This window comes from Paenibacillus harenae (assembly GCF_030812415.1).
GTDB lineage: Bacteria > Bacillota > Bacilli > Paenibacillales > Paenibacillaceae > Pristimantibacillus > Pristimantibacillus harenae_A.
Genome location: NZ_JAUSST010000003.1, coordinates 339,715 through 358,294, shown reverse-complemented (window position 1 = coordinate 358,294; position 18,580 = coordinate 339,715). Strand labels below are relative to the sequence as shown.

12 protein-coding genes are annotated in these 18,580 nt (G+C 52.8%); 3 read left to right on the top strand and 9 right to left on the bottom strand.

Annotated features, from left to right (window positions below):
* Positions 1-133: 133 nt before the first annotated feature.
* Both J2T14_RS11775 and J2T14_RS11770 read right to left on the bottom strand, forming a co-directional pair.
* Positions 134-2,875, bottom strand: a complete 2,742-nt coding sequence (locus J2T14_RS11775) for a beta-galactosidase (protein WP_307470979.1) — start codon at positions 2,873-2,875, stop codon at positions 134-136.
* A 302-nt stretch (positions 2,876-3,177) separates the two neighbouring features.
* A complete protein-coding gene (locus tag J2T14_RS11770; protein WP_307470977.1) occupies positions 3,178-4,170 on the bottom strand; it encodes a glycosyltransferase in 993 nt (330 codons plus the stop codon).
* 107 nt (positions 4,171-4,277) lie between these two features.
* Between J2T14_RS11770 and J2T14_RS11765 the strand changes: the two genes are divergently transcribed.
* Entirely contained in the window at positions 4,278-5,543 is a 1,266-nt protein-coding gene (locus tag J2T14_RS11765; protein ID WP_307470975.1) for a glycosyltransferase family 2 protein, read from the top strand.
* A 26-nt stretch (positions 5,544-5,569) separates the two neighbouring features.
* Here J2T14_RS11765 and J2T14_RS11760 read toward each other — a convergent pair whose 3' ends face one another.
* Both J2T14_RS11760 and J2T14_RS11755 read right to left on the bottom strand, forming a co-directional pair.
* Complete coding sequence (locus J2T14_RS11760; protein ID WP_307202879.1) at positions 5,570-5,773, bottom strand: hypothetical protein; 204 nt, start codon at positions 5,771-5,773, stop codon at positions 5,570-5,572.
* Between the two features lie 21 nt (positions 5,774-5,794).
* Complete coding sequence (locus J2T14_RS11755; protein WP_307202880.1) at positions 5,795-6,067, bottom strand: hypothetical protein; 273 nt, start codon at positions 6,065-6,067, stop codon at positions 5,795-5,797.
* Between the two features lie 490 nt (positions 6,068-6,557).
* On the opposite strand from J2T14_RS11755, the gene J2T14_RS11750 reads away from it, so the two are divergent.
* Both J2T14_RS11750 and J2T14_RS11745 read left to right on the top strand, forming a co-directional pair.
* Positions 6,558-9,071, top strand: coding sequence for a glycosyltransferase (locus tag J2T14_RS11750; RefSeq protein ID WP_307470973.1), 2,514 nt, complete (start codon positions 6,558-6,560; stop codon positions 9,069-9,071).
* Entirely contained in the window at positions 9,062-9,799 is a 738-nt protein-coding gene (locus J2T14_RS11745; RefSeq protein WP_307470971.1) for a sulfotransferase, read from the top strand. Before J2T14_RS11750 ends, J2T14_RS11745 begins: the two co-directional genes overlap by 10 nt.
* A gap of 122 nt (positions 9,800-9,921) precedes the next feature.
* Here the strand turns inward: J2T14_RS11745 and J2T14_RS11740 are convergent, their stop codons facing one another.
* Genes J2T14_RS11740 through J2T14_RS11720 form a run of 5 tightly spaced genes read right to left on the bottom strand, consistent with a single transcriptional unit; the run spans position 9,922 to position 18,569 of the window.
* On the bottom strand, positions 9,922-11,919 hold the full coding sequence (locus tag J2T14_RS11740; protein ID WP_307470968.1) for a glutaminase family protein: 1,998 nt from the start codon (positions 11,917-11,919) through the stop codon (positions 9,922-9,924).
* Between the two features lie 19 nt (positions 11,920-11,938).
* On the bottom strand, positions 11,939-13,606 hold the full coding sequence (locus J2T14_RS11735; protein ID WP_307470965.1) for an extracellular solute-binding protein: 1,668 nt from the start codon (positions 13,604-13,606) through the stop codon (positions 11,939-11,941).
* A gap of 53 nt (positions 13,607-13,659) precedes the next feature.
* Entirely contained in the window at positions 13,660-14,553 is an 894-nt protein-coding gene (locus tag J2T14_RS11730; protein WP_307470963.1) for a carbohydrate ABC transporter permease, read from the bottom strand.
* Positions 14,554-14,571: 18 nt separating this feature from the next.
* Entirely contained in the window at positions 14,572-15,483 is a 912-nt protein-coding gene (locus tag J2T14_RS11725; RefSeq protein ID WP_307470961.1) for an ABC transporter permease, read from the bottom strand.
* Positions 15,480-18,569 (bottom strand): alpha-mannosidase, encoded by a 3,090-nt coding sequence (locus tag J2T14_RS11720; RefSeq protein ID WP_307470958.1) that lies wholly within the window; start codon positions 18,567-18,569, stop codon positions 15,480-15,482. The genes J2T14_RS11725 and J2T14_RS11720 overlap by 4 nt, the downstream gene beginning before the upstream one ends.
* Between the last annotated feature and the right edge of the window lie 11 nt (positions 18,570-18,580).

Here is an 18,580-nt window from a genome sequence, read left to right as displayed (position 1 = left end):
CCTTCCTACTTTCATGTCTCGGATCATTATAGCAAAATCAGTCATGTTATGTAATGCGCAGCACCTATGGATTCAAAAAAGAGAGCAGGCACGTCGCTCCAACGATCGTTCCTGCCCCAGCTAAATGTTCAAATTACAGTCCGTTCAATGTGTGCCAGCGTCGTTCCGATTGCTCGTCAAAGAAGAGCCGTACCGATTCCGGACGCCTGCCCTCTTCGTCAAACAAGATCAGCTCATTGCCCGTCTCCTTCAGCCATGCCATTGGAACCTTGTAATCCTCCTGGGGACCGATCTGCCAATAACGCCCCAAATTACGGCCGTTCAGAAGCAAATAACCTTTGCTCATTCCCGTCATTCTAAGCTTCAGCCTCGGACTAACGTCCTCCGGAATGGCCGGAAGATCAAACATGCTGCTATACCAAGAAGGCCCGCCTTCGATGGAGTCTGGATCTGAATCTTCCGCAAACTGCGCTGCGTCCTCCAGTGACATTGCCGACCAGCCATTCAGCTCCCGCGACCTGTTAAACGTCAGCAGCTCCAGCCGCCCCAGCGGCGTTCGGGCTACCGGCATTTCTATCGTGTTGCTGCCTTTGACTGTATAACCGGAAATATCGACAGCATGATAAGCAAACCAATCCTTATAGCCATCCATAGGCACCTCTTTGCCGTTAATCCGAAGCCCGCTGCATAATGCTCCTGCCAGTATGGCTCCGTCATTCTCCATCAGCTCGAAATTTCGCGTCAGCGTGGAAGCAAACGGTTCGGCATGCACCTCGTCGAGATGGACGGTTTCCTCGCCGCATTTCCATTCTCTAAGCAGACAAATTGCCGAGCCGCCCGAATAGACCGGCCCGAATATCCCCTTTTCTTCGCCCAAATTAGGGGAGAAATTGAGACTGCCCATATGCTGCACAAGAAGCTGCACCTTATTGCGTCCTTTTTGCAGCCGCACGATTGCGGAAGCCGCGCCAACCTGTCGAATCATTCCTTGCTCCTGCCCGTTTACGAACACGCGCGCGGAATCTTGAATAGCCGACATCACAAACGTGCTTTCATGATCCTGATCGCACTCCATTTCGTTGCTGTATATGAGATAGCCGAACTCCAATCCAAGCTCCGCAAAGCCGCGCGGACGTTCGGCAAGCTCGCCCCCTCCGAGCGAATGCAGATTTAAGGTTTTCCGTTTCCACTCCGATAAGCTAGGTGAGAGCAGCGCTTGAACGGCATTGCCGCTGCCCCGCACCGTCCTGCCCTCATGCTCTCCTACTAGAAACGGTTCGCACGCGGAGCTGCCGCTTACTGCGCGAACGCTGCCGTCGGTCCCTGCGTCCATATCTTCCCACCCAATTGCCCAGCGGACACTGTCCCCTTGGAGTCTCCACGCCCGGTCCGACATATAACCGTTTAACACAATAACTTCAATGCGTTGCCCGCCAACCTTCAGGCGGATGCGCTGAGGCGTCTGGAAATGGAACACGTCGAGCCGCAGCTCGCGGCCATCCGGGCTGCTCTCATGCGGAGCGGCATTTCCGTCTTTATCGTAATGGATGGGCTGATCGGCTTCGAATACGATATGCGAACGCTGACCGTCTTCTCCCGCCATTATTATCGTTTGGACGTCGTTAATCCGATCATTCCCGATTAGGAATCCGCCGCTTGTCAGCTTTAAGCCCGGACAAACCTCGATCCGGTCGAGAATCGGAACGATTTGTCCCGGCTTGATCGAAACCGGGAGCGTACGCCCGCTTTCGAGTGTAACCTGGAACACTTCCTTCTCCTGCTTGAGGCTTTCGGCGAACCAAAGGTTTTGCCCGTTCCACTGTCTGCCTTGGAGCATGACGCCATCCCCGCAACGCGCCTCGGTCGAGTCCATCGGCTCCGACTCTAGTAAAAATGGACCAAGCGCCTGCGTGAACAGGGATACTTTCTTGGCCATACGGTATTTGGCTGTAACTCTTCCATACTCCGACAAAGGTGCATCATAATCATAGGAGGTAACCATATAAATATCGCTGCTTCCTACCGTGCGCCCGCCGTAGCCGTCAAAGTTGGTGCCGCCGAAAAACATATAATGGCTGATGCCGTCAAAGCCGGCGCGAATGCATTCCATCATCCGCTTCTCGTATAAATCGGGCGTCTTCTGCGTCGCCGCCGGCGCTCCCCAATGCTCGAACCACCCCGTCCAAAATTCGGTCACGAGCTTCGGCGCGTCAGGCTGCTTGCGCATTAGCTTCCCATAGTGGGAGTCTGCGCCCGACCAGAAATTCGCTCCTTCTATCGTTCCTTCCAAACCGCCCTCGCAGGTGATTAACGGAACGTCGATGCCCCGTTCCAGCAGACCATCGCGAAGCCCCTTCATGTAAGAAAGGCCCGATGCGTCTTCGCCCAAATATCCGTATTCGTTCTCGACTTGCACGAGAATGACGGTGCCGCCTTTCGTCAATTGACGAGAGCGAATAATGGGTACAATCCGGTCAAAGTAACGATATACATACCGAAGATAAATTTCATTATCCGTTCGGAATTGAATATTTTCTTTAACTTTCAGCCAATACGGGAATCCTCCGAAATCCCATTCCGCACAAATGTACGGCCCCGGGCGCGCGATGACCCACAGTCCGAGCTCCGCGCATAAATCAAGGAAGGCCCCGCAATCGTTGTCGTCGCCAAAGTCCCATTTTCCTTCTTCCGGTTCATGCACGTTCCAAGCAAAATAAGTATCGACGCAATTCATCCCGGCAAGCTTCGCCTTGACCAGCACTTCCCGCCATTCCTGTCTCGGCATCCGAAAATAATGAATCGACGCGATATTCAGAAATACTCTCTTATCTCCAATGATAAAACTCTTCGAATCATACCCTAGCATATCGGTCATACATCCCTTTCCTTTCCTTCTTGAACGCAATGTTTAGTCCAAATGCCGGTCGTTTTGTTCACTCGTCATAAGCTTGGAAAGCGGCGAAAAACGTATTAAAAATTTCAGCGGCCATTTATGAAATGGGTTTCATAAATAGCACCTAAATTATAGAACTACTCTGTAAACGTTGTCAATGCCTGCCAACCCGTTCCCTTCAACTTAACGAAGTTTGACCGTAAACAAAAAACCAGCAGATCAAGAGTTTGATCTAACTGGTTTAGGAGGCGACCGCCTCATTCAAACCGCCCGCCTTACTGCCGCTACAAGGACTCGAGCAAGCTTTGCACGGCATCGCCGCGTCGTTCCCATGTATGCTCAAGGGCGTACTTTGTTCTGGAGGCCGTATCGCCGGGGTCTTCAAGCCGATGTTTTACCGCCTCTATAAACTCGCCATGAGAGGAGACGACGTCGACAAGCGGGGCCATTCGTTCGCATTCGGGAAGCGCGGTTGACACGACAGGCTTGCCCGCGGCCAGATACTCGTACACTTTAACCGGATTTACGGAAAGGGTGACGGAAGTAATTCGGAACGGCAGCATGCACAGACGGAAATTGCGGATATAAGGAGCCAGTTCATCATGCCTTTTTAGTCCCAAAAACCGAAGATTGCCGTTATGATTGGGTAATATGAACTTTTTCCCGAATTCCGGGCCGACAATGACGGTTTCGATTCCGTTCATTAGCGACAGCCTCCGAATGAGCGCTTCGTCCAGCCACGGAGCCCATGCTCCGACGTAGCCCACTTGATCCGCTTCTAGCGGCTGAGCGTTATGAGGTAAATGGAGACGCATCTGCGGATCGTATGCGTTCCGGATCAGTACGGCAGGCTTCTTCGGGAACCATCTCCGGATTCGCAGATACAAGCGCTCCGAAGAGCAAACGACAGCCGCTGCGCGGTTGATCATCGCGGCTTCATGCGTGAGCCATTCGCCGAAATCGTCAGCGCAGTCGTAAACGATCCAGTCCGGCGCGTAATCCTGCTCAATAGCCGAGGGCAAATTCGGAAGGTTACACCAAACTCCGATCGTACCTTGCCGGTGCTTGTACAACGAAGGCCATTCGTTCCGCAGCCAATGCTCATGGTGATGGACAAGAAACAAATTGGGCTCGATTTCCTCCACGAGAGGGGAGGTTCTTGTTTTGTTGCAATAGAAAACGATATGTCCCCGTTTTGCCAGTTGGCTCATTAAATGCTGCGGTCGCTGCTTCATCCAATTCCAATCCGCGGTAGGCGGATAAATGATGATGCTCATCTTATCTATTCCTTTCAAACGAAGTAATAACCAAACATGGGTAAACGTCATATTCTATAACAGGCGCAGGATCGTGTTCCTTTGTAAAGGAGGCCGTTCGTCCCTCTATGCTTGTATTCATTTTGGACTCGAAGAATATCGCAGCTGCCAAAAAAACAGAACGCAGTGTGCAGTCGGCTATACCGGATTGCTCATGCGTCCTTATTGAATTTGATTATGCCATGCAAATGAACCAAATCCTCGCCGGGTACAACGAGCCGTTTTTTCTCGCCTTTTTCGCAGGGGAGCAGTTGGAGCCAGGCTTTCAAAACCAATTAGAGCACTGGATCTCGCGCATATCCGATCATGATGCCGGAATCGTAATCGACACCGAGGCCAATCCGTCGCGGGGGCCTTTTCTATGGCGAACGAGCGCTGTGAAATCCGGAACATCTCCGGGATTCCGGACCGCCGAGCTTCTTCCGTTCGAGCGATATGTGCTATTGGATAAACAATATGAGCTTGAGGGAGAATGGGAATTCAACCTTCGCAAATCGAATAAATGGCTGCCTAGGCCCAAAAGCAATGAGGGCTGGAGGAAGCTTGGCAGCGAAGAGGGATTCATCCTTCCCATTCTGCAACTGAAGCATGATGACGAACCGCCCGCGATACATCCCTATATAACGGTCGTCATCTGCTCGTTCAATGATGCGGATTACTTGCTTTGGGCGGTGCGCAGCGTATGCATGCAGTCCTATCAAGCATGGGAATTAATGATTGTGGACGACGGATCAACGGACGGGACGCATGAGAAATGGCTAGCAAGCCCGTATTCTTCGCATCCCAGGATACGTTTTTTTAGAAACGAAACAAACAAAGGAAAAGCATTCCGCTTGAATCGGGCCCTGCATGCCGCAAACGGAAAATGGCTGCTCGAGCTTGATTCGGACGATTGGCTGGATGCGGCATGCTTGCAAACGCTTGTTGATCAAAGCGCGGTTTCGCCTGAAGCCGGGGTGATCTATGCCGACCATGTGAATTGGCATGAACGGCGGGACAAGAGTTTAGTCCTAAGCGTACCCCAATATGACCAAAGCCAAATGACGGCCGACAAATTGCTTCGCGACGCCCTTCCCCTTGCACCGAGAATGTACAGCATTCAAGCCATAAGCGCTTTAGGCGGCTGGAGCGTTGACGATCCCTTCCAGGGGCGGCTATACGAAGACTTTCAAATGCTTGCCCGCATCATGCTTTGCCGGCCGGTATCCTATATTCCGAAGACTCTATACCACCGTAGAATACGGTTATTAAGCGTGACTCACCGTCATCCTGATTGCTACAAAACCTGGACTCGCTGGATGCTGGATTTCATTCGTCCGGAAATAGAACATTAAGACTTCATTCGGCATGGCATGAGCGCTTAAGCTGCTAGTATGCGGACAAATTCTACATTTTGGACCAAAATAGTGGACTGCGTAATCGGAGTATTGTAATTAGGGTCGGTGACCTGCAAAGTGAAAAATCCGTCGCCAACGCTTAGGAGCGTACCCTGCACAAATTGGTTGGTCAAAAAAGCCTCGATGCTTCGTCCGATAAAGCTTCCTAACATCTCTGTAAAATTCATAAAGCCACTTCCTCCGTTTCGTTAGATTATTGCGGTAATACTGCTTATAGGAATGAGTACAATATCGCCCGTTGGCTCCAGAATCTGCACGAAATCTATGCCAACCGCGACTATCGTTCCGGAGATGCTGCCGGCGTTCGTCTCGATCGTAGCAGTAGTTCCGGTTCTTGCTTGCAATAAGGCGCGCGCGCTTTGCGTTGGGCCAACAAGGGCATTTACTTCCGCTGCAAGCAGGTTTACCTGCCTTTCCAGCCGGATTACCTGGCTCTGGAGTTGGTCGGTTTCATTGGACACCCTACTTATTCTGGCGGTCAGTATTCGGATTCGCCTGTTTATTTGCCCTGCATACCTCAAGAATCTGCTTCGCAAAGCATTAAACCTTATTAAAAGAGACGGTCTCCGCAATCGGGAGGGTTTCTTTTTTTTGCATGGTTTTTTCCAGCGACCCTTGCAGCACGAAGCTGTTCGCAGTCTTTTCTTGACCATATGCATGCCATCAACACGCCCCTTTGTGAGTTATGCTGTAAGGTATGGCTTTATAAAAAACATGGGAACTTGTCTAAGGCAAATTAAGGAAATGACCTATTCCTAATTAGCAGCGGGGTACATACGATGATTTAATGACATAGGCTTTGTTAGAAGCTGGTGCCTTATCCCGAAAAAAGTTAGAAGGAGGTCAAATCCTTTGACTGCCGGAACCATTCATTTTCGGTCCCATTATTTAAATCGCCAACAAATCTACAGCGAATATATTCATGGTCCGCTATCTTCAGAGTCTTTAGAAATGATGAACATTTTAGCGGCAAAGACTTACAAAGCGATCGTGGTTTATCCGGAGGCCGTCCTTTGGGAACCGAATCAGCGCCCTCAACAATTACTGAAAGAATTGGCGAAGCGCGGATATCTTTGTTTTTTTTGCGAAACCTCCGTCGGGCCTTTCAGCTTGCGGGAAGCGGAGCCCAATCTGTTTATCGTTCAGGGAGAAAAATATCTTCTATCCGTGCTAAGGAGCCAATCCGTCATCGTTCTATGCAGCTGGCTGGTGCAAATGGCTTGGGCCGATTTCTTGCCCCATAAAACACTTTGGTACGATGTATTGGATCAGCTTGAGTTTTTGTCGCTGTTTGATGATCAAATGGAACAAAAACATAATCAAATCGTGAAACAGGCGGATATCGTTACGTACTCCGCAATGGCTTTAAAGCGTTACGTTACGGACAGAAGCGATGCTGTCTTATTGCCTAACGCAGCAAGAATAGAGGACTTTCTATCTCCCGCCGCGTCGGTGCCGGAGGATCTTGCTCCTATAGTCGCCACCGGATCGCCGATTATCGGCTATTACGGAGCCGTGGAAGAATGGTTTGCAACGGATTTAGTGGAAGGATTAGCGGCTAAAAGGCCCGATTGGCAGTTTGTGATCCTGGGAAATATCGGTATTGACAAAACGAAGCTGCAAGCCCCCAACATTCATCTGCTGGGGATGAAACCATACCGGCTCCTCGCTCAATACGGTCAGTATTTTCATGTCGCTATCATACCTTTTCTAATAAATGATTTAACAAATTGCATTTCCCCGGTGAAATTTTTTGAATATGCCTCCCTTGGGCTGCCGATCGTATCGACCCCTATTTCCGAGATGATGCCATACCAGGCAGATTGGGTTCTTGCCGCAACGGAAATGGACGGCTTCGAGACCGCTATCATGGAGGGGTTAAAACCTGAAATTTCCAGCAAGGCGAAGGAAGCAGGAAGGATCTTGGCCAGTCGTAATCAATGGGCTGCCCGCGTCGACCTCGTTGAAAAACGCTTGATGAGCAAGCCGGCCGTCTGGCAGGCATTCGCGAACCACGATTCATCCGGGAAAATCGCGGTTATGGCAACAACCTTTTTGGATTTCGAAGGGGATAAATTTTACTCCGGCGGAGCGGAAAGATATCTGATCGATTTGTCTCAATTGTTCGAACAAAAAGGGTATTCGATTACGATCTATCAATATGGGAATTATGCGTGGATACGCAGGTTTCGGGGAGTAGATATCGTCTCCTTGTCCAGAGGGGGGCAGCATGCCAAAGAATTAAGCATCGGCGCAGTGAAAGTCTATAGCCGATTATTCCATGAACAAACGGCTGAACGATCTATTTTAAACGTTTATTCCGCGTTCTTTAATGCATGGCCTTACGAAAAAGGGAGTTCAAGCATTGGGATTATTCATGGGGTTGCATGGGATAACCCCGCAAGCCGTTATCAAGACGGCTCCTCGTTTTGGGAAATGAACCGTCGTTTTATCGAGGGGGCAAAGCTATGCGGCAGCCTGGTCTCGGTGGATAACAATTCGGCAAACTGGTTTCAAACCGTAGACTATTCCCTTCGCGACAAAATCAAGGTAATCGCGAATTACGTGGACCCATCTGAGTTTTATCCAAGTTCGGATCATGAAAAGCCGAAGGATCGAATCGTTATTTTATACCCCCGCAGACTTTATCATGCAAGAGGACTTCAGCTTGTGCTGCAAGTCATTGACGAAATTCTCATCAAATATCCGCAAGCGGACTTTCATTTCTGCGGTCAGGGCGACCCTGACGATATCCGCATGGTTAAGATGAAGATGAACCGTTGGCCCGGACGGATCAAATGTTATGCACTTCCTTTCGACCAAATGGCCGAGGCTTATCATCAAGCCGATATCTCCTTGATCCCCACGCTGTACAGCGAAGGAACGAGTCTCTCCTGTCTGGAAGCCATGTCCTGCGGAAATGCCGTTATCGCAACCAGAGTCGGCGGGCTGTCGGATCTCGTCATTCACGATTATAACGGCTTATTAATCGAGCCCCATGCTCATGCGTTGAAAGAAGCCATTGCGGACTTGATCGACAATCCTTCCAAGCGGGCCTTATTCAAATATAGGGCGCAGACCGTTTCGCAAAGCTTTTCCAAACAAAGCTGGGTACGCCAGTGGTCAAAATTAATCGATTCGGTGCTGCACGAAAAACAAGACCTTCGGATTGTGAGCGAGAAAAGCCTTTTGATCGAAATTTATTTATCAAACTATCCGCAAAACGAAGGCATTGGAAAAACGATCATTCGGCTCTTAAATGAAGGGCATCTCCTCTATATTAAACTGAAGAGCATAACGGCGGCAGGCCGCCTGTCCAGCTTTGGCCGGTTGCAATGGATGGGCTGGAATGAAATGTCCCACTCGGCTCCTGATTTAGTTATTAGCGATGTAACTTCCCATGCGGATTTATCTTGCACCGTTCAAGCCTTATTCAATGAAGAGGGGGAGCTGGAATGGATGTAATGATATCCGCTTTGACGCAACGAACCGGTTCGACGCTGGTGCAACGCATTTTCAATTGCCGAAAGAACACCTTGATATGGGGCGAGCATGGGGGAATTGTATCGGAATTTCTAAGAATCGCGGATCTCGCCTCCTATTTCTCTAAACATAGCAAAGACGAAAAACGCGATTTCTTCCGGAACGGCAATGACCCGAACTTATGGACAGGTAATATGACGCCTGATGAACCTTTTATTGAAGCTGCTGTCGTCGAGGCAATAAAAACGATGTTTAATCACATGTATATCCAATACCGGGATAAGCATGACCGGATCGGCTTTAAAGAGGTCCGGTACGGGAAAAGGGAGCTTATGCTGCTGCGGAAATGTTTTCCGGGTGCCGCTATTATCCTTCTGGTCAGGAATCCCATTGATATTTGGAGGAGCGAAACGGCTTATTGGTCAGGCGATGCAGAGGCCTTTGGACAAATCTGGAACGAACGTGCCAAGCAATATCGGGAGCTTGAGGGTGAGATGCCAAATACCAGCTTGATTCGTTACGAGGATATCGTCGGGCGCAATGAACAGACGCTGCAATTATTGTCCGAGCTTGCCCTTGTTTCCCTGGATGAGCTTCATCGGGTATTGTCTGTACAACTTAACAGTACGCGAAGCTTCCGCCCGCAGGAGGAAATCGATAAAATCATGCGGCTATGCAAGGAAGGTATGGCCATTTATCAATACGAATAGGAAGGAAAAGAAGGAAACAGCGGGCTCTAACGGCGGAGAAAAAAACTTATGCCGCAGCGAAACGGCCTCGACTCGCATCAAGCGGAATCGAGGCCGTTATCCGTGTTCGTATGATTCTGGGTTTAGGAATCCTTTAATAATGGCAAGAACAAGCCGCCGACCACAGAGCGGTTCTGAAAGCCAATCTGCTTGCCGCTGACCGTATCGTACCAATCGGTGAACGGAACCCTGCTTGGCGTTTCGTTCAGGAAGTGCCAAAGCGGTTCGATAAGCTGCTCGAACTGCTCTTTCGATGCCGCCATCGACGCGCACCACACCAGCCAATCGGCCTTCGTATACGTGCTCCGGCTATCGAGCGGCGTTCCATACTTGTTTTGTTTGGCGAGATAATGCTTGATTTCGTCATCAGCAACGCTAGTCGGGAACAAATGCAGGCCGAACAGGCGGTCCCACACCAAATTATACTTCAGACTCCAAGTGTCCGGCGAGCTGTCGAAGGTCAGCTTGTAGTGATCGCCGGCGATCGCCATCTCCACCCATTTGGCCGCCATTTCCTTGGCCGTCGCAAGGTAAGTCTCGCCTTCCGGCTCTCCCAGCATCGAGCATAGAATCGAATAACCGCCGATGCCGATGATTGCTTTGATGGACAGGTTGGCGTTATGCGCCAAATGTCCGGCGAAATCGTCCGTGCACAACTGATTGGCCGGATCCATGCCATGCTCCTTCAGGTAAGCGGCCCAACGGGTAAGCAATTCCCAGTGCTCGCGCGCAAACGCCGCATTTCCCTCGTACAGGCTGACGGCGGCAGCCATGATCAGCATATTGCCGCATTCCTCGATCGGCATCTGGTACTCCAGCTTGTTCTCCCCGTACACTTGGCCGTTCGCAGACGGGTAACAGCCCACGTCATGCGGCGCAAAGTCGAACGTCCAAGCTTCGCTCGCGGCATATCGGAAGATCGGCCGCATCATTCCCTTCACGAGCTCCGGATTGCCGTGCAGGAACAGCGGAATCGAAGGATAGCTTACATCGACGGTGGCGATGCAGCCGTTGCTGAAGTTTTCCTTGGAGAAAAACAGCAGCTCCCCTCGCTCGCCGGCAACCAGCTTATGAGCCGCAATGGCTTGGCGGTATGCGAGCGACAGTAAATCCGCATATTTCTCCCCGCCCGCCAGGGTGCTCTCGCGGATCAGCTTGCGGTTGAAGTCCCCGCAGCGGGCCGCGATCTCGTCATATTGCTCCGCCGCCAGGTTCAGCATCTCTTCGAATGTCATCCCCGTTGTACGCCAATACGCCTCAAGCGGTTTGCCGAAATATTCGATGGAATGAATATCGTCGTACGCCGCGATCGCATATCGCGATAGGGGCTGCTCGCCCGTTTCGCCGAAATCGAAGACGGCGGCCATCGCCACGGGATCGTCCGCAGCCTCGCGCGGATAAGCATCGTCGTCCTTCTCCGGCAATTGTCCGGAATCCGCAAACCTCATGCGCATCTTGGCGGAATGGATCGCCGTCTGCAAACCGTCCGATTGCGGGACGGCCAAGCAGACATATCCCCAGTCGATTCGAGTGTCGTCCCCGATCCGCTTCAGAATCGGCTGTTCCTCCGTGCCGATGCGCATAGCGGCGATTCGTCCTCCGGTCTCCGCGCGCGACCAGCGGATTGACTGCTCCGTCGAATGCACGCATAATTCGCTAGACAGATCGATATAGATTTGGACGTGATGCGGATTGCCGTCGGTGGAGCGAACACGGAATGTCATGTACGATGCCGGTCTGGACAACAGCTCCAGGTCGCCTTGCAGGAGCGGCGTCATAAATGCCGCCTCCAGCTCGATTCCGTCCGCCTCGAACACATAGGTGCTTGTCAGCGGTTCGACCTTTACGCTTTTTTGCTCCATCGCGGGGAGTTCCTTGGCGCCGGCAAGATCGGTGAGCCCGTCTTTTCCCATAAACCTTCTCGGTTTGCCGTCGATACGGATGATGCCGGCCATGCTGTTGCGCTTGTTCGTCCAATGCGTCGTATGATCGTCATACAGACGGTCCGCCGCCGACCATACGCTGAAGTAAGGGTCGACCGTAATAAGCGGGACGGACGGGGGCCTGAGTGTTTGGGTCACTTTCCATTCTCCTCTCGGATCAGTTCGGCAGTTGCATCGTTACGACTTCTTTGTCTTTTAATTGTTCGTTTGTATACTGCATCGCTTCTTCGTAGCCGGTTTTCCTCATCTGCTCGCGAAGCTCGTTTAATATTTTCAGTGCCGCTTCGTCCGACTTGGCATATACCGCCTCTTTCCAGGCATCTCCGGTTTTGTCCATCGACGGCTTCAGCATTTCCCACTTCTCGTGTTTAATCATGACATCTCCGGGATTATAGCCGGTTATCACTTTAATGCCGTTCGGACGCAAAATTTTGCGGGCGTTATCCATCGTTTCTTTCCGCTCTTGATCCTGCCAGATGTCGCCGCCGCCCACGGAGTTGATCCGGTCCATTCCCGACATGGAGTTGAAACCGATCTCCAGCCCTTGGTTTTTGCGTTCGATCAGCTTGCCCGATGTGTCGTTCGCGAACTTATCGAACCATTCCTTCTTCGGCGTCGGCTTGCCGTCCACCATATCCCAATGAACGCCCTCCACGCCGTAACGAGTGAGCATAAACCCTTCGTCCGATGCTAAATAATCAAGCAGCCGGAGCGCGGCGTCCACATCCTTGGCCGCTTTCGTAATCGCCGTGACATTGTTCCCTTGAATGCCCAGATCAACCGGCCGATTCGACTCCGCGCCTGCCCACTCCAGCGGGCCTACCGGCACGAACTCGCTGCCCGGATTCGCTTTGGCGTATTCCTTGGTGGCGTCAAGGATCGCCGGATAATGCGCGGCCAATACCGCGACGCGGCCTTGCGATATTTTTTCCTTGGCAATGGGGTCGGTCTGCGTGAACGCCTCCGCGTCCAGCAGCCCCTCGGACAGCAGCTTACGATAATATAACGTATATTCGTCGTACCCTTCGGAGAAGAAAGCATTCTCAAGCAGGCCGTCTCCTTTGTCGACGTAACCGGCGCCGCCGTAAAACATCGTGTTGCCGATGCCTACCGCCCAGCCGTTGCTGAATCCGCCCAGCGGGATGACCGGCTGGCCGTTCGCTTCCAAATTCGAATCTTTGATTTTTTGCAGGAAGCTGTAGAAATCGTCTTTCGTTTTGACCGATTGGGGATCGACGCCGATCTGCTCCGCAATATCCTTCCGCACATAGAAGCCGTACAGCCAATCGATGCCGTCCGCGTCCGTAGCGGGCTGGTTCTGCAGCAGCAAATATTTTTTGCCGTCATACGCGTCAATCGCCTTTTCGTAGAGAGCCGGCGGCACGTTTTCTTTGGCGATCGATTTCGCGAGGTTCGGGTATTGGTCGAGCTTGTCCGAGAAATCGATCAGTTGATCTTCCTTGGCCGCTTTGATGATGCCGTCAAGTTCTCCGCCCCATGCCGGTCCCGTATAAATGTCCGGAAGGTCCTGCGTGGCGAAAATCGCATTCACCTTTTCGGTTTCGCTTCCCGTCGTGTATTCCCATTCGACCGTAACGCCGGTTTTTTCCTTGATGACTTGTTCGACCGGAGTCATGTCGACTTCCGAGCCCGTTGAGCCGTTCCAGTTATGAAGCACGCGCAGCGTCACTTCTTTTTTTGACGACGCCCCTCCCTCTCCGCCTGTTTCCGCTGGCTCCTCATTGTTCGTACATCCGGCCAAAGATCCGATCGCGAGCGCAGCCGCAAGCAATAACGTTGCGCCTTTTCCGTACAGCTTCTTCATAACGAAACCTCCCTGAAAATAGTCATTTATATGATAAGTCCTCAAGGGAACCCTTATCCTTTGACAGAGCCGATCATGACGCCTTTGACGAAAAAACGCTGAAGGAAGGGATATACGCACAAGATCGGAAACACCGTAATGACAAGCAACGCCATTCGCAGCGACTCGGGCGTCGAGCCTTGCACGCCGGTATTAACCGTCTGGCCGCCCTGCTGCGCCGCCCGCTGCGCCGATGACGAGAACGCTTCCGCTTGCGTCAGCATTTCCTGCAGCATCGTTTGCACCGGAATCAAGTCTTTATTCGACACATAGTAGGCGCCTGAAAACCAGTCGTTCCAGTGGGTCACCCCGATAAACAAAGAGATTGTGGCAAGCACCGGACCCGAAAGCGGCAAAATAATGCGGGCGAATATTTGGAAATCGCCGTAACCGTCGATGCGGGCCGATTCCTCCAGCTCCTCGGGTATGCCTTGAAGAAAGGTGCGGAGGATGACGATGTGCATAAAGCTGAACAGCATCGGAATGACGTACACCCAGAAAGTGTTGATCAGATGAAGCTTCTGTAGCGTAATGAAAAACGGAATGAATCCCGCGCTGAAGATGGTCGGCAGAAAAATATAGAAGGAAAAAAACGATCTTCCCGGCAACGCTTTTTTGGACAAAGCGTACGCCATCAGCGTGCTAAGTCCCACATGCAGGAAGGTGCCGATCAGCGTGCGCAGCAGCGTAATTTTGTACGCTTGCCAGATACGGGCATTCTCGAAAACTTCCGCGTAATTGTCCAGGGTCCACCTGCGCGGGAGGAAATAAAGCGAGCCCAGCAGCGAATCCTTCCCGTCATTGAGCGAATAAGCCAAAATATAAATAAACGGATACACCATCGAAAATCCAACCAGCGCAAGCGCCGCATAATTCAGTATCGTAAAAACGGAAAATCGGCGTTTCATCCAATCACTTCCTTTTTTTTAGAAAAGAGATACGTCGCTCACTTTACGGGCGATCCGGTTCACCATCAGAATGAGGATCAAGCCGATCACGCTTTGGAACAATCCCACCGCGGCGGCATAACTCAATCGGCCTTCCCCGATGCCGGACGTTATGACATGAACGTCAAGCACGCTGCCGATGCTCGCCGTAGGCGGCCCGCTCAGAAGCAGCAGCTGCTCGTATCCGGCGCTCATCAAGCTTCCGATCGACAGAATAAACAGGATGATGGCGATATTGCGAACGCCCGGCAACGTCACGTGCCAGATTTGGCGGAAACGGTTCGCGCCGTCGATTTTGGCCGCTTCGTACTGCTGCTGATCGATGCCGGCGATGGCGGCCATATAGATGATCGAATTCCAACCGATGTTTTTCCATACCTCCGAGCCGACGATCACTTGATAGAACCAGTTCGGATTGTACAGGAACTGAATGGGCTCGATGCCCGCTATGGACAGCAGTTCGTTGAGCGGTCCTCCGTAAGGCGAAAGAAGCCGCTGCATCAACGTGACCACTACAATCCACGAAACGAAATAAGGCAAATACGAAAGCGTTTGCACGACTTTCTTGAATTTAAGGCGATGCACTTCGTTGAGCAAAATAGCGAGCAGGATCGGCATCGGGAAGCCGATCGCCAGCTTCAGAAAGCTGATCACGATGGTGTTGCGGATAATCTCCTCAGACTTGTAATAATCGAAAAACTGTTGAAAGTATTTAAGCCCGGCCCAAGGGCTTCCCGTAAATCCGCCCGAAAACGTGTAATCGCGGAACGCCACTTGAATGCCGAACAGCGGAACATAGGAAAAAATAAAAAACCAGACCACCCCCGGCAGCAGGAACAGATAAAATACCCTGTGCCGCCAGATTCGCCTCCAAAGAAAAGAAGCCGTCATGCGCCTCCCCCTCGCTTTGCCGTCCCGGCTGGAACCGTTAATCGGAGCGTCACAATTTCAAACGGAGCAAACGTCAATCGAATCTCGTCCCCTTCGATCGGCATCGCCTCGAGCTTATATTCCATCAGATCGGTCAGCCACGCTTCCCGGGCCTCGAATCCAAGGCGAAGCGCCGTATGGACGCGGGTACCCGCCGTCTCGTACAGCCGGACGATAAGATCGTCTCCGTCCTCGGCTTGTTTCACCGCTTCCACCATGACATTGGGATGACCGAGACTCAGGAATGCGAACGTCTCCGCAAGCGTATCCGCCGCGTTGCCTTCCGGAACGGCAACAATCCGCAGCGGAACATTCAGCTCGTAGCCTCGCTTGTACACCTCCGCCTGTACATGGTCGCCTTGATGCGGATACAGCGAATACGTAAACGTATGCTCCGCCCTGTCGGCCTCGGGATCGGGATGGGAGGGGCTGCGCAGCAGATTCAAATCAAGCACGCCGCCTTCCGCCCTATGCCCGTATTTGCAATCGTTCAGCAATGCAACGCCATAATCCGGCTCCGACAGATCGATCCAATGATGCGCGCAAATTTCGTCCTTCGCATAATCCCACATCGTGTTCCGATGCGTCGGCCGCTTCAAATAACCGAATTGAATGTCGCAGCTGACGGCATCCGTACGGATGTTCACCGGGAACGAAACGCGCAGCATCTTGCCCGATTCCCGCCAATCGACATGGGTCGCAAAATCGATTCTGCGGCTGCCCCGGGTTAGCTTGACCCGCTGCGTCAACAGGGATTCTCCGATCCGGTAACGATGGACGAGACCTGCCGTCGGCCCGTCCGCGAACGCAGAGGCTTCCTCCAGCTGAAGCGCCATGCCTCCCGTCAACCGGTAGTCCTGACGGAAGTCCCATGCATCTCCATCGTCGCCATAAACGCGCAATTCGTTTGCTTTACCCCCCGCCTGCACGACTTCGCGCCGATACTCCTTATCGTAGATCGAAACGATCGAACCGTCCTGCGAGAAGGTCAGCAGGAGCAGCTCGTTTTCCAGGCAGTGCCCCTCCGCCGATGTGCGCAGCGCAGGCACATCCGCCGGCGCTTCCGCCGCGGCGGCCGTCTCCGCCATGGCGTCGGACGTTTCCGCGGAAACCGCCGGCGCGTATCCCATCGGAGGCACGGACACGAGCATCCATCGTCCGCCTTCCTTCACCCACTCTTCCCGCTTCCAAGGCAAGGAATTAAATACGGCTGGCGGCTTGTTGCCGGGCGCCTGCAAAGGCGGCAGCCTGCGGGTAATTGCGCCGTACGCATCCGCAATCATCGAATCGACGCGCTCCTGCAAACGCGCATACCGTTCCAACGATTCGTCGTATACCCGCTTGATCGAGGAGCCTGGCAAAATATCATGGAATTGGTACAGCAGCACTTCCTTCCAAATTTCCTCGAGCGCCTCGGCCGGATACGGGTATTCGCAAAGCGTTCCGGCAAGCGATGCCGCAAACTCCAGCTCCCGCAGCGTCTTCTCCAGCTTCCGGTTATACCGTTTGTTCCGCGCCTGGCTTGTCAGCGTGCCTTGATGCTTTTCGAGATACAACTCCCCGCTCCACGTTTGGTAGCGCTCGGCGTTTTTCTCCAGCTTTTCGAAAAAGACCGAGGACGGCGTCTGAACGACCGGACTTAAACCCAGCAAGTTCTTCTCGCGGGACAGACGCTCCAGATGCTCTTCGCCGGGGCCGCCTCCGCCGTCGCCGATGCCGAACAGCATCAGGCAATGCTCCGACACGTTTTTGTCCAAATAATCCGACTCCGCCTTGACGATGGAACGCGGCGCGGCCGGGCTGTTGTAAGTATCTTCGGGCGGCATATGCATCAGCACCCGGGATCCGTCGATCCCCTCCCACATGAACGTATGGTGCGGATGCCGGTTATAAGCGCTCCAAGACAGCTTCTGCGTCATCATGTAGTCGACGCCCGATTTTTTCAGCAATTGCGGCAAGCTGGCCGTATAACCGAACACGTCGGGCATCCACAATGATTTCATTTCCTGTCCGAATTCCTGCAGGAAAAACCGTTTGCCGTACAGCAGTTGCCGGACAAGCGACTCTCCGCCCGGAACGTTCGTATCCGCTTCGACCCACATCGCGCCCTGCGGCTCCCACCGTCCCTCGTTCACGCGCCGAGCGATTTCTTCATAAAGCTTCGGGTAACTCCGCTTCATCCAATCGTATAGCTGCGGCTGGCTTGCTCCAAACACGTAATCGGGATAACGCTCCAGCATCCGAAGCGCCGTCGAGAACGTTCTCGCCCCCTTGCGGATCGTCTCCCGGATCGGCCACAGCCATGCCAGATCGATATGCGCGTGGCCGACGGCATGAATCGTCAGCACGGGATCGCCTCCCCGCTGCGCCAACTGCTCGCGAAGCATGCGACTCGCGCGGGAGATCCGTTCATCCGTCAGCTCGGTCATAAGCAGCGAAACCTCGTATAACGCTTGCAGAATCCGCTCCTTCCTCGCCGAACCGGCCGGCAGCCGCTCCGCCGTCTCCAGCAGCACTTCCCCGTCGTAGTAGAGCCCTCTGAGATCTTCGCGGCATATGGCGATCACCGCCTCCTTGAGCGTGCCGCTGCGATACCGTCCGAACAGATCGTTGCAGCCCGCATCGCCCCATACTTCGATCGTTTCCGAGCCTGTCGACGCTTCGCCCACATGGACGACCCGCTTGCCCGGCAGGCCAAGCGAATAATCGAATTCCGAATTAATGTTGGTCAACCCCTGTTTCGGCGAACCTTCTTCGTCAACCAGGCATAGCTCGCCATTGACGTCGATAAGCAGCACGACCTTTGCGCCTTTGGCCGATGCGGGCACTTCGCCTGCAAAACGAAACCAGGCGCAATCCCATAAACCTCCCCATCGATCCCCCGGGAACAGCTCCATCCACCGGCCGGACATCCTCTCTTCATAAGGCACCGGCTCCGGCGTAACCCAAGCCGTTACGCGCAGTTCCTCAACCGGGACATAAATCCGTTCCTTCCAGCCTTCCAGCATCGCCTTCAACCGCTCTGGCTTTACCGTTTCATATGGCATAACAAGTCTCC

Coding starts and splice junctions, on each gene's coding strand:
- J2T14_RS11750 (WP_307470973.1), top strand. CDS start 6,558: ATGATGAACATTTTAGCGGCAAAGACTTACAAAGCGATCGTGGTTTAT.
- J2T14_RS11730 (WP_307470963.1), bottom strand. CDS start 14,553: ATGAAACGCCGATTTTCCGTTTTTACGATACTGAATTATGCGGCGCTT.
- J2T14_RS11720 (WP_307470958.1), bottom strand. CDS start 18,569: ATGCCATATGAAACGGTAAAGCCAGAGCGGTTGAAGGCGATGCTGGAA.
- J2T14_RS11725 (WP_307470961.1), bottom strand. CDS start 15,483: ATGACGGCTTCTTTTCTTTGGAGGCGAATCTGGCGGCACAGGGTATTT.
- J2T14_RS11775 (WP_307470979.1), bottom strand. CDS start 2,875: ATGACCGATATGCTAGGGTATGATTCGAAGAGTTTTATCATTGGAGAT.
- J2T14_RS11770 (WP_307470977.1), bottom strand. CDS start 4,170: ATGAGCATCATCATTTATCCGCCTACCGCGGATTGGAATTGGATGAAG.
- J2T14_RS11745 (WP_307470971.1), top strand. CDS start 9,062: ATGGATGTAATGATATCCGCTTTGACGCAACGAACCGGTTCGACGCTG.
- J2T14_RS11735 (WP_307470965.1), bottom strand. CDS start 13,606: ATGAAGAAGCTGTACGGAAAAGGCGCAACGTTATTGCTTGCGGCTGCG.
- J2T14_RS11765 (WP_307470975.1), top strand. CDS start 4,278: ATGCTTGTATTCATTTTGGACTCGAAGAATATCGCAGCTGCCAAAAAA.
- J2T14_RS11760 (WP_307202879.1), bottom strand. CDS start 5,773: ATGAATTTTACAGAGATGTTAGGAAGCTTTATCGGACGAAGCATCGAG.